The following is a 12,178-nucleotide window of genomic DNA, read 5'->3' as shown; positions in this document are numbered from 1 at the left end:
CAATGCCCGGACAGGCGCCTGGCATGAAGATGATTGCGTCTCAGCTGATCAATTTTTTATTGTAGTCGTACAATAGAGTCTTAACAGACAAAAAAGGAGGACGTATGGCTCAGTCAAAAGGGTTATTGCTATCAGCCGTGCTTGTGGCCGGCTGCCTGTCAGGGATGGCCGCCGCGGCGGAACACGACCAGGTTACAGTGACGCCGCTGGGTGGGCAAGACGGTGAGTTCTGTTCCCGGGATAGGGCGCTGGTGTTCGAAGACCCGAACGGCACGCGTATTCTTTATGATGCCGGTCGCACGGTTGCCGGCCCGGAAGACCCCAGGCTGGGTGATATCGATGTCGTACTGGTGTCCCACGTGCACGGTGACCACATTGGCGACCGCCATATTCCGGCGGCCAATGCTGGGTCTTGTGCCACTGCGGATACATCCGTGAACGCGCTGCCCAATTCCAACTCAGTAAACATTGCGGTGAGTAAAGGCGCCAAAATCGTGACCGGCAGTGATATGCCGAGCTTTTTTGCCACCAAGTTGAAGGCTGCCGGTGGCGATCCGGCCAATTCCGTGTTGGTGCGCTTCGGTGCCATGCAGACCGTCGGTGGCGTCGGTATCACTACGGTGCCCGCAGTCCACAGCAATGGCGTTGCGCCGGGTATGATCGAGGGGCCGCTGTCCGAATTATTAGCGCAGTCAGGGTTGAGCGCTTCTGTGGGACCACCGACAGGCTATGTTTTGACCTTCAGCAATGGCTTGGTGGTGTATCTTTCCGGTGATACCGGTATCACCGCGGAGCAAAAACTCGTGGTAAACGATTATTACGATACCGGGCTGGCGGTGATGAATATCGGCGACACTTACACGACCGGGCCAAGGGAAGCGGCGTATGTCGTCAATGACCTGGTGCAACCCAACGCGGTGATCGCCTCACATGCCAATGAAGTGGCGACCAAGGATGGCAAGGTGATACCGGATACCCGAACCGACGTGTTTATCAAGGCAAGCCAGGTTCCGGTGCACGTCCCTTTGAGTGGCATCACTATGTCGTTTGACCGGGATGGCCGCTGCACCAAGGGCTGTTGAACGCCCGGGATTAAAAAAGGCGAGCCGGTGGCTCGCCTTTTTTGTGACGCGCTTAGATCAGTCTTGCAACGACAGCGTCACGTCTATGTTGCCACGGGTGGCGTTCGAATAAGGGCATACCTGGTGGGCTTTCTTGATCAGTTCCTGAGCTTCCTTACGATCCATGCCTGGCAGGCTGATTTTTAACTCCACTTCAATACCGAAGCCGTTGGTAATCGGCCCTATGCCTACTGCACCTTCGATGGCGGTATCGGTTGGAATTTTATGCTGGTCACGGCCACCCACAAATTTCATTGCGCCCAGGAAGCAAGCCGAGTAGCCCGCGGCGAATAATTGCTCAGGGTTGGTGCCCTTGCCTCCAGCTCCGCCCATGTCCTTTGGTGTGGTAAGGGCAACGTCTAAAATGCCGTCGGATGAAATTGCGCGGCCGTCCCGACCTCCGGTTGCTTCCGCATAAGCGCGATAAACGACTTTTTCTAAAGACATATCGGGTTCTCCAGTGAGTCTGAGTCGGACTTAGGGTAAAGATCGGCAGGGCCTTTTTCTACCAGCCGATCCGCACTAAGTCATGGGTTTGCGTGTTACGGCTACAAGATTAACGCACAAAAGGTTAGCGCGCAATATAATATTCTAAAATGATGTTGTGACCGGTTCGGCCATACGAGCTGAGGGGTTTTAAGGTGATTGGTGTTATTAAGGTTATTGGTGGTACTCGTTGTGCGATGAATAGCACGGGTGCCAGTGGTGGCGGACCTAAGTTCAGCCGCCGCGGGTCAATAACGCCTCAGACGGCGTTTTTCAGACTGTCGCGCAGGCGCACAAGCTGATCTTTCAGGGCGGTCAGTTGATCAATGGACTGCTCGGTGGCGCCCGCCACGCAGCTCGGAATCTGCTTGGCTTTTTCACGCAGGGATGAGCCCTTGTCGGTTAAAAACAGTTGAACAATTCGTTCGTCAGACCTGTTTCGCGTTCGACGGATCAGGCCGTCCGCCTCCAATCGTTTAAGTAGGGGCGTCACCGAGCCCGGATCGGTGAGCAGGCGCGCGCTGATAGTACCGACGGTGAGGCCGTCCTGTTCCCACAGCACCAGCATGGCGAGGTATTGAGGGTAGGTCAGTCCCAGGTCTTTCAGCAGTGGTTTGTAGACCTTGGTCATCAACAACGAGGTGGAATACAGGGCAAAACACAGTTGGTTGTCGAGCAACAGGTCAGAACAGTTATCTTGGTTGGCCATTCAAATACTCCACTGCCATAAAAGCGCCGGGGCATTAATTTATCGCGCTAATAGCCTGGATACCAGGGATTAGCCTTAATTCGTGCAAAGTGTTCACGCTGCGACGCTCAGCGGGCTGAGCGGATGTTTTGATCGCAACGAAAAAGGGTGAGCCCCTTGGCTCACCCTTTTTGCTTTGATTGTCTGCGTCAGCTCAGACGTTTAACCACACTTACTGTCGCCGCAGGAAAGGCAGGTCGCACACCCATCCATCACGATAACGGCCTTGGTGCTGCATTTTCCACACATAGTGGAATTGGCAGGGTAGTCACTACCGGTGTCGTCGTTGGTCGCAGCGGCTTTGCTGGCTTCGAACTCAGCACGTTTTTCAGCCAGGATGCGTTTGGTCACGTCGCTCATCTCTTCGCTTTCGATCAGGCCGATGGCTTTGAGGTGTTTCTCGATCACGGCGCCGATTTCTGCCACCAGAGACGGCATAAAGACACCGCCTTTCTTGAAATACCCGCCATTGGGATCGTAAACCGAACGCAGTTCTTCCACCAGGAAGGTGACATCACCGCCTTTGCGGAATACCGCTGAAATAACACGGGTGAGCGCGATAACCCACTGGAAGTGCTCCATCGACTTGGAATTGATGAACACCTCATACGGCTGGCGACTCTCGTGGTCCGTGTCTTCGTTAAGCAAGATGTCATTGATGGTAATGTACATCGCGTGCTCGGCGACCGGCGGCTTGATCTTGTAGGTGGTGCCCAGCAAGAAGTCCGGTCGTTCAATGTACTCGTTCATTTGTATCGGCTTGGGCAGGCTAGCGACTGCTTCGGCTGGTTTTTCGCTGGCGCTATCGGCTTTGGTGACCCGGTAGCCGACGATTTTATTACTGATTTTAACGGTCATGTTCGTTGTCCTGAGTCGGTGTTCCGGATTAATACTTGCCGTAGGTGCCTTCTTTCAAGGCGTCAAACAGGTTGGCAGCGTTGTGAATTTCGCCATCATACTCGACCTGCTCGTTACCCTTGAGCGTGACTTTGCTGCCATCATCCAGGGTAAATTCATACAGCGTATTTTCCAGATCTTTTTCTTTAACCAGTACGCCCTGGAACGCTTCCGGATTGAAGCGGAAGGTAGTGCAGCCTTTCAGGCCTTTTTCGAAGGCGTACATGTAGATGTTCTTGAAATCCGGATATGGGAAGTCCGTTGGTACATTGGCGGTTTTGGAAATGGAGGAATCTACCCACTTCTGGGCCGCCGCCTGAATGTCTACGTGTTGATCTGGCGAGACATCGTCAGAGGTCGTGAAATAACCTGGCAGGCGCGTGCCTTCATCCGACGAGAACGGCATGGCGCCAGCGTTGATCATATGCCGGTAAGCCAGCAATTCGAACGAAAATACATCAACTTTCTCTTTGGTTTTACGACCCTCACGGATAATGTTCCGGGCGTAGTGGTGAGAGAAACTGGGTTCAATGCCATTACTGGCATTGTTGGCCAATGACAGGCTGATGGTGCCGGTAGGGGCAATCGAGGTGTGATGGGTAAAGCGACCGCCTTGCTCCATCAGGGCAGCAACCAGATCGGGTTCCACCTCGGCAATGCGCTGCATGTAATTACTGTATTTGGCGTGCAGGATGCGGCCTTTGAGTTTGTCACCCGGCTTGAACCCATCGTCCTTAAGTTGTGGACACTTGGACAGCATTTTAGGCGTGATTTCGAACTCATCGTTCATGATGGGCGCAGGGCCTTTTTCTTCGGCCAGGGCCAAAGACTGACGCCAGCCTTCGACGGCCATCTCACGCACAACGTCTTCGGTGAACGTTACGGATTCTTCAGACCCATAAGGCATCCGAAGCATTGCCAGAGTTGAACCGAGGCCAAGAATACCCATGCCGTGCCGACGCTTGTATTGGATTTCGTGGCGCTGCTCGGCCAGAGGCAAACCATTTATTTCCACTACGTTGTCCAGCATGCGGGTGAAGATCGCCACTACTTTGCGGTATTTTTCGTAGTTAAAGCTGGCCTTGTCGGTAAACGGATGCTCAACAAACATGGTCAGGTTCACCGACCCGAGCAGACAACTACCGTACGGAGGTAGTGGCTGCTCGCCACAGGGGTTGGTGGCACGGATGTCTTCGCAGAACCAGTTGTTGTTCATCTGATTGACTTTGTCAATCAGGATGAAACCGGGTTCCGCGTAGTCATAGGTGGCGGTCATGATGCTGTCCCAGATGAACTGGGCCTTCAGCGTTCGGTAAATGCGGCAGGCGACTTTGCCTTCCTCATTCGTCACATAGCCATCCAGAATGGGGAAGTCCCGGTATACAAAGGCACCCGCATCGGCAAGATCAAGATTCTCTTCGGCGACCTCTTTCCTGGTGACCGGGAACGACAGGGCCCAGTCGCCATTGTCTCTAACCGCTTCAATGAAATCTTCGGTGATCAGGAGAGACAGATTGAACTGACGCAGGCGACCGTCTTCACGCTTGGCCTGAATAAAATCCAGCACATCGGGGTGATGCACATCAAACGTTGCCATCTGAGCACCACGACGACCGCCAGCGGAGGACACGGTAAAGCACATGCGGTCAAAGATATCCATGAACGACAACGGGCCGGAGGTGGTAGCGCCAGCTCCGGCTACGTAGGCACCCCGGGGGCGCAGGGTGGAAAATTCGTAACCAATGCCGCAGCCCGCCTTGAGCGTCAGGCCGGCTTCGTGATTTTTCTCAAGAATGTCGTTCATTGAGTCGTTGACGCTGCCGGACACCGTGCAGTTGATAGTGGAGGTGGCCGGTTTGTGGGCTTCCGCACCCGCGTTGGAGATGATCCGTCCGGCGGGTATGGCGCCGTGCTTCAGTGCCCAGACAAAATCTTTAAGGTGTTTTGCACGTGCAGATTTGGCTTCTACTTGAGACAGCGCGGTGGCAACACGTTCGTAAGTGGATTCGATGGTCGCATCCACAGGCTCGCCCGTTTTGGTTTTAAGCTGGTATTTGCTGTTCCAAATATCCAGCGACGCATCCTGCATGGGAATGGTGGTGGTCAGTGCCTGAGCCTTCGCGTTCATTGCTATCCTCGGTCTTTCAAAGTGTTGCCAAAAAATGGTGTCGTCTGCGACGTGATCACCATACCAATGTTACTAATTCGTGCCAGAAACAGCGACTGACGGAGCACTACATCTGGTGTTAAGACATCCAGTGAAAATAGTAGGTAGCGCACATTCCAGCCCGGTTCGGGTGCTTGTTGTGGCTTTCCGGCCTGGCGCCTCTGGGTTGAGTAGCTAGAGCTGCCAGATTCAGGCATTTACCCCTCGAACCCCAATATATCGGTCAATCTGAGGCAAGTATAACAGGATATTGTGGTCTGTGAAGAAGAAGAGAACTATCGCAACCGGTGCTGACGGCATAAAAAAACAATGGCAATGGACTTGAAAAATAGGTGAACACGGTCTCATAGAATAGTTTTGACGGGATTTGCCAGCACACAACATATAGTGGTTATAAAGCAATCGATTTTAGTTAGCAATATGAAGGAACTGTGATGCCTCGCACGTCTATTGACAGTACCTGTCGCTAAAGTAGCAGGGTGGGGTAGTTGTAAGTCGTTGCCTCGCAGGGAGCACGAGTCATCAAAAATAAGGATCATAATAATGAAAGGCCTGAAGACGTCTGTGCTGGCGTTAAGCGTGGCGGCAGCGCCCATGCTTGCGGTAGCGGATATACGCATGCTGGATGACAGCGCAATGGGTGACATTACCGGTCAAGCAGGTGTCACCATTGAGTTGGAAACCAAGGTAAACATTGATCGATTCACCTACACGGATGAAGGGTCACTGAACGTCAATGACATCGAAATTGGCGGTACCAACCGGGTAGATCTTTTCTCGGAGCTGGGGGTTAACATCACCAGCCGGCCGCCGAGTGATCTGCTCGATAACATTCGGATCAATATCGATTTGCTCAGTGATGGCGATGCGGTCATCAACATACTGCCGCTCACCTTTGGCGCTGTGGATATTCGCATCAGTACGGGCGAGTGGACCCTGGACGGGGCCACCGACAGCACTACAGTACTGGACAACTTCCACATGGACGCCTTAATCGCCTCGGGTACGATTCGGGTTGATACGGCAACGGATGTAATGAACTTCAGAACGGACTTTGCGATTGACGATATGGATTTCGATGCGCCATTCATGGCCATCGGGGTGCGCGATATGCAGGTAACGGGTGCCGACTACGATCTGACTGCTCCGCAGCCCCTGGATTTGTTCGCCCGGGTAGAAATGGACATCTACAAGGCTCCGAATGCGGCAGGCAATGAGAGCCTGGCGATCGATCTTGCAGAGTTCCGCGCCGATATACGGGTTGGAAGTTTATTGGTTGGTGGCGCATCAGTGGGTAGTATTGCGCTGGACAACCTGGCAATTTCCGATACATCCATGCGGATTTACGGTCATTAAACGGCAGCGATCGTAATGGCCGGGGCCTGTGCGCCCCGGCTATTTATGGTCAGCCCAAGAGCAGACTGTCGTCGGATATCTCCAGGCCACGCTGTTTTTCGAACAGCTCCAGCAGGTCTTTTACTTCAAGACCCTCACGGTCTTTACCTGCGATATCAAACACAACTTGTCCCTGATGCAGCATCACCGTGCGGGTACCCACAGCCAGGGCCTGCTTCATGCTGTGGGTCACCATGAGAGCGGTGAGCCTCTGCTGTTCGATAATCCGGGTAGTCAGTTCCAGTACAAAACGGGCGGTTTTTGGGTCCAGCGCCGCGGTATGCTCATCAAGCAACAGAATGCTGGAAGGGGTCAAGCTGGCCATAAGAAGGCTCACCGCTTGTCGCTGACCGCCCGACAGTAACCCCATCTTGTCACCCAGCCGCTCTTCCAGCCCCAGCCCCAGTGAGCTGAGGCTATCCCTGAATTGGGCGTGGTAACGCGTTTTCACCGCCGTGGTCAGGCCGCGAGACTGACCGCGCTTGATCGCCAGCGAAAGGTTTTCGTCGATCGTCAGGTCTTCACACGTACCGGCCAGCGGGTCCTGGAATACCCGCGCCACACTGGCGGCGCGTTTGTGAGTGGGCAGGCGTGTTACATCCTGGCCGTCTACGACGATGCTGCCGCTGTCGACGAGAACCTCGCCGGCCAGCGCATTGAGAAAGGTCGATTTACCGGCGCCATTGCTGCCGATAACGGTCACGAACTCGCCCTGGTTCACGGTCAGGCTCATGTCTCTCAGTGCCGGATTTTCCAGTGGGGTACCCTGGCCGAAGGTCAACGTGAGGTTTTTTGCCGTAATCATTGTTGGCCCCTTATTGGTTTCGGCGGGCAAAATAAGCCCGGATCGAGGTTTTAGTGCCGGGCAACACAATGGCAAGCGTTACCAGAACCGCCGTCACCAGATTCAGGTCCTGAGCTTTCAGGCCGATGAAATCCGCGTTCAAGGCGAAAGCGATGGCTAGCCGGTAGAGGATTGCCCCCACCACACAGGCGATCAGAGCGCGTAATACGCTACGGGGGCTAATCACCGCTTCGCCCCCGATCAGTGAAGCGAGTCCGATCACGATGACACCCACGCCCATGGTGACATCGGCGGCGCCCTGGCTTTGGGCGAAGAGCGCGCCGGCCATGCCAACCAGTCCATTGGAGAGTGCCACGCCCAGCACCACCATACCTCCGGTGGCGATGCCTTGAGCACGAGCCATTCGGGGATTCGCGCCTGTGGCTCGCATGGCAAGTCCGGTTTCGGATTTCATGAAGCGCCAGAGTAAGATCAGCGAAACAAGCATCACCAGAACGAACAACAGCACCGGCACTTGCTGGTAGGACAGCCCCAGTGAATACCAGGGCGTAAGGACGGTCTCTTCGGACAGCAGGGCAATATTGGGCCGGCCCATGATGCGTAGATTGACCGAATAAAGCGCGATCATGGTCAGGATAGACGCGAGCAAATTAAGAATCTTGAGTTTGACATTAAGCAGCGCTGTTACTGCGCCTGCGGCCATACCCGCCAGCACCGCCGCACCAGTGGCCAGCCAAGGATTGACGCCGTCGATGATCAGAACGGCGGCTACGGCTGCGCCCAGTGGAAAGCTGCCGTCGACGGTCAAATCGGGGAATTGCAGAACTCGAAAGGATAGGTAGATGCCAAAAGCCACCAGGCCATAGATGAGACCGGTTTCGATGGCACCATACAGGGCAATTTCACTGAGCATGATATCGGGCTTATTACTTGAGGGTGGATACGGTGGCCGAGGGTCACGGCCACCTCTGGGGCTTGGTTACTGGCTTTCGACTACTTGTTCCGCGTCGTTAATCACGCTGTCTGGAAGCTCGATTCCCATTCGCGCTGCAGCACCCGGGTTGACGAATAGCGCCAGTTTTTCAACCCGCTCAACGGCGATGTCGCCTGGTTTCGCGCCGGCCAGAATACTGGCCACCATGGCACCGGTCTGGCGACCTACGTCATAGTAATCAAAACCGAGTGCGGCAACCGCACCGCGGGATACGGTGGCCGTATCGGCGGCAAAAACGGGGATTTTCGCCCGCTCACCAACGGCGATGACGGCCTCCGCGGCGCTGATCACAGTGTTGTCCGTGGTCAGGTAAATGGCGTCCGCCTTATCGGTCAGCGACCGGGCAGCACCGAGTACTTCGGATGTTTTAGTCGCTGCGGCCTTGACCAATGTAATGCCGCGACTGGCGAGGTCTTTCTCCAACGCATTGACCAGGGAGACTGCATTGGCTTCGCCAGGGTTGTAGACCGTGCCGATGCGCTTGGCATTGGGTACGATCCGCAACACCATGTCCATGTGTTTGTCGATCGGCAACATGTCGGTGACGCCGGTGATATTGGCCCCGGGCTTGTCGAGACTGCTCACCAGTTTGGCACCCAATGGGTCGGTGACCGCCGAAAAGACAATCGGTATCTCACGGGCGGCAGCCGCCACTGTCTGCGCCGATGGCGTGGCAATGGCGACGATGACATTCGCGCCTTCGCCCACAAACTTACGAGCAATCTGAGCGGCGATGCCGCTATTGCCTTGTGCGCTTTCAAAGGACAGTGTCAGGTTTTCGCCGTCGTTATAACCCCGTTCGGCCAGTTCGTCCTTAACGCCCTGATGCACGGCATCAAGAGCAGGGTGCTCAACGATTTGTGTGACAGCAACCAAGGGTCGCTCTTCGGCCTGAGCAAATCCAACACAAGACATGAGCAGGACACCGATTGCGGCGCCCATCGATAGCTTGGTCATGAACCAGCCTCCAGTATGGGTGAGTTAGATATAAAGTCGGCAAGTTTATCACAGGGCAAAAAGCCACGCTGCCGCCCATCGTGTCCAAAGGGAAGACTTTCAGGGAGGGCTTAGTGGTTGCCAGGTAAAATATTCTGTTAAAAACCGCCGTGGTCTGGCATTTACTCGATATAGTTTTAGTTGCATCACATTTTGACTGGCCTGTGTGTGATGAAATAATCTTCCTGAATGTGACAACTTTAATAAGTGATAACTCTAATAACAGTAAACAAGGAAGGTCCATGGACACGAAAAACAAGCTCCCTCTTGAAATGATCTATCATTGGGAAACTGCCCGCGCTGAATCCATTTACATGGTGCAGCCGATGGGTGGCGGTAAAGTCGTCGAATACACGTGGCGTCGCGCGGTAGGTGAAGCTCGTCGAATGGCGGCTTATCTAAAATCACTCAATCTTCCGGAAAAGAGCCGGATTGGCATTCTGTCCAAGAACTGTGCGCACTGGATCATGTCCGACTGGGCGATCTGGATGGCCGGTCACGTGTCAGTGCCTCTTTATCCTACCCTGAATGCGACGACGGTCGGTTATATTCTCGATCACAGTGGCTGCGAAGTGCTTTTTGTTGGGAAGCTTGACGACTGGGAGAGCATGAAATCGGGTGTGCCGGATACTTTGCCATGCATTTCCTATCCATTGAGCCCGGACAATGCTTTTAAAAGCTGGAACGATATCGTCACGAAATTCCCACCACTGGAGGGCAATGTCCAGCGGGATCCGGAAGAGCTCGCGACCCTTGTTTATACCTCTGGCAGCACAGGCCGGCCAAAGGGTGTGATGCTGAGCTTTGACAATCTGGCGTATTCTGCCGCCGGCGGCACTGACGCGCTCGACATCACCAGCAACGAACGAATGCTCTCCTATTTGCCATTATCCCATGTGTTTGAGCGCTTTGTGGTCGAACTTGGCTCAATGCACAAAGGCTTTGCGCTGTATTTTGCTGAATCGCTGGACACCTTTGTTGAGGATCTCAGGCGCGCTCAGCCGACCCTGTTCCTGGCCGTCCCCCGAATCTGGATTAAGTTCCAACACGGTGTCTTCCAGAAGCTGCCGAAGAAAAAACTGCAAAAGCTGCTGAAAATTCCATTGCTGAACAGAGTGATCAAGAAAAAAGTTCTGACCAACCTGGGGCTGCAGAATGTGAGATTTGCGGGCAGTGGTTCAGCGCCACTGGCCCATGAAATTCTCGATTGGTATCGCAGTCTGGGCCTGGAGTTGCTCGAAGGCTATGGTATGTCGGAGAATTTTGCTTACTCTCACATGACCAAGCCGGGCCGAGCCAAAACCGGGTACGTCGGAGAACCGCTGCCCGGTGTCGACGTAAAGCTCAGTGAGCAGGGCGAGGTGCTGGTAAAGAGCCCGGCAACGATGATGGGGTACTATCAGGACGAAGAAAAAACAGCCGAAACGTTCACCGATGATGGCTTTCTGCGCACCGGTGACAAAGGTGAAATTGATGAACTGGGGCGTCTCAAGCTTACTGGACGAATAAAGGAAATCTTTAAAACCAGCAAAGGTAAGTACGTAGCGCCAGCTCCGATTGAGAACAAGCTGATGAGCCATCCGGACATTGAGATGGTGTGTGTCGCAGGTGAGAACTACCCGCAGCCACACTGTCTGGTTATGCTCTCAGAAGATGCGCACAAGAAAATGGCCGATGAATCCTTCCGTAATGAACTGGAGCAGAGTTTTTCGGCGCTGTTGACCGATGTTAACAAGACGGTTGACCCCCATGAGCAACTGAAATTCATTGCGGTGGTCAAGGATGAGTGGAGCATAGAGAACGACTTCCTTACGCCAACAATGAAATTGAAGCGGAATGTGGTGGAAGACGCTTATAAAGTGGACCTGGATGCCTGGTACGCCAAGCGAGAGCCGGTCATTTGGCAGTAACACATTAACCACTGCCACTGATGAAGACAAACCCTGGCGCACGGCGCTCAGGGTTTTTTTTGTGCTCAATATTAATCATAAGTCTCATAGGGGGAAGCGGATCAGAATACTAAACTCAAGGTATTGAGAGGAGGCACAATGACTCAGTTGGCACGCTTTCGAAAACGCATCCATGACGTCATTCCCCTAACCCAAGGTTTGAACGTTCATCTGGATGCTTACAACGGTTGGCAACTGGTGGCCAGTGCGCCACTGGCGCCCAATCATAACCATCAGGGCACAGCTTTTGGCGGCAGTATCTACGCGCTTGCTGTGGTCTCGGCGTGGAGCCTGGTGGAATTGCTGCTGGAAGATTCTGGTCTGACCGGCAGCGTGGTTATTCAACGCGGTGAAATCGATTACGCTGGCCCGATCACAGACGACTTCTATGCGCTGTGTGCGTTGCCGGACGAGGAGACCGTGGCGCGCTTCCATAAAAGTATCGCCCGTCATGGCAAGGGTCGGCTCGCGTTGACTGCCCATGTCTATCTGGGGCCCGCATCCATGCATCCGATCAGTGCCCCGCTGGCCAGCTTTCATGGTCGTTTTGTTGTGCAGGACGTGCATACCAAGAGAGTTATCCTGTAATCACTACCGCGTGCATGCGCTCGTGGCACCAA

The 12,178-nt window shown here is 54.1% G+C and carries 11 protein-coding genes; 4 read left to right on the top strand and 7 right to left on the bottom strand.

Translation table 11 applies throughout. The annotated features are described in order from the left end of the window. Positions 1-104 precede the first annotated feature (104 nt). On the top strand, positions 105-1,082 hold the full coding sequence (locus GRX64_RS03250) for an MBL fold metallo-hydrolase (RefSeq protein ID WP_166263754.1): 978 nt from the start codon (positions 105-107) through the stop codon (positions 1,080-1,082). Between the two features lie 57 nt (positions 1,083-1,139). Here the strand turns inward: GRX64_RS03250 and GRX64_RS03245 are convergent, their stop codons facing one another. From GRX64_RS03245 to GRX64_RS03230, 4 genes are all read right to left on the bottom strand, one after another. After that, the gene (locus tag GRX64_RS03245) at positions 1,140-1,568 is read right to left on the bottom strand and encodes an organic hydroperoxide resistance protein (protein WP_166263753.1); all 429 of its coding nucleotides are present in this window, start codon (positions 1,566-1,568) and stop codon (positions 1,140-1,142) included. 298 nt (positions 1,569-1,866) lie between these two features. Then, on the bottom strand, positions 1,867-2,316 hold the full coding sequence (locus GRX64_RS03240; protein WP_166263752.1) for a MarR family winged helix-turn-helix transcriptional regulator: 450 nt from the start codon (positions 2,314-2,316) through the stop codon (positions 1,867-1,869). A 201-nt stretch (positions 2,317-2,517) separates the two neighbouring features. Next, on the bottom strand, positions 2,518-3,213 hold the full coding sequence (locus tag GRX64_RS03235; protein WP_166263751.1) for a TSCPD domain-containing protein: 696 nt from the start codon (positions 3,211-3,213) through the stop codon (positions 2,518-2,520). A gap of 28 nt (positions 3,214-3,241) precedes the next feature. Further along, positions 3,242-5,380: an adenosylcobalamin-dependent ribonucleoside-diphosphate reductase gene (locus tag GRX64_RS03230; protein ID WP_166263750.1), complete on the bottom strand. Its 2,139-nt coding sequence runs from the start codon at positions 5,378-5,380 to the stop codon at positions 3,242-3,244. A gap of 582 nt (positions 5,381-5,962) precedes the next feature. On the opposite strand from GRX64_RS03230, the gene GRX64_RS03225 reads away from it, so the two are divergent. Beyond that, the gene (locus tag GRX64_RS03225; RefSeq protein ID WP_166263749.1) at positions 5,963-6,775 is read left to right on the top strand and encodes a DUF6160 family protein; all 813 of its coding nucleotides are present in this window, start codon (positions 5,963-5,965) and stop codon (positions 6,773-6,775) included. 49 nt (positions 6,776-6,824) lie between these two features. On the opposite strand, the gene GRX64_RS03220 is transcribed toward GRX64_RS03225, so the two are convergent. From GRX64_RS03220 to GRX64_RS03210, 3 genes are all read right to left on the bottom strand, one after another. Beyond that, the gene (locus tag GRX64_RS03220) at positions 6,825-7,619 is read right to left on the bottom strand and encodes an ABC transporter ATP-binding protein (RefSeq protein ID WP_166263748.1); all 795 of its coding nucleotides are present in this window, start codon (positions 7,617-7,619) and stop codon (positions 6,825-6,827) included. Positions 7,620-7,629: 10 nt separating this feature from the next. Then, positions 7,630-8,532 (bottom strand): ABC transporter permease, encoded by a 903-nt coding sequence (locus tag GRX64_RS03215; protein ID WP_166263747.1) that lies wholly within the window; start codon positions 8,530-8,532, stop codon positions 7,630-7,632. 66 nt (positions 8,533-8,598) lie between these two features. Then, positions 8,599-9,570: an ABC transporter substrate-binding protein gene (locus tag GRX64_RS03210; RefSeq protein ID WP_166263746.1), complete on the bottom strand. Its 972-nt coding sequence runs from the start codon at positions 9,568-9,570 to the stop codon at positions 8,599-8,601. 281 nt (positions 9,571-9,851) lie between these two features. On the opposite strand from GRX64_RS03210, the gene GRX64_RS03205 reads away from it, so the two are divergent. Both GRX64_RS03205 and GRX64_RS03200 read left to right on the top strand, forming a co-directional pair. Beyond that, positions 9,852-11,519 (top strand): AMP-binding protein, encoded by a 1,668-nt coding sequence (locus tag GRX64_RS03205; protein ID WP_166263745.1) that lies wholly within the window; start codon positions 9,852-9,854, stop codon positions 11,517-11,519. A gap of 138 nt (positions 11,520-11,657) precedes the next feature. Further along, on the top strand, positions 11,658-12,146 hold the full coding sequence (locus GRX64_RS03200; protein WP_166263744.1) for a YiiD C-terminal domain-containing protein: 489 nt from the start codon (positions 11,658-11,660) through the stop codon (positions 12,144-12,146). The last annotated feature ends 32 nt before the right edge of the window (positions 12,147-12,178 follow it).

The sequence above is a fragment of the Marinobacter caseinilyticus genome (assembly GCF_011074955.1).
Taxonomy (GTDB): domain Bacteria; phylum Pseudomonadota; class Gammaproteobacteria; order Pseudomonadales; family Oleiphilaceae; genus Marinobacter; species Marinobacter caseinilyticus.
This window is presented reverse-complemented; position numbering and strand designations above follow the sequence as displayed.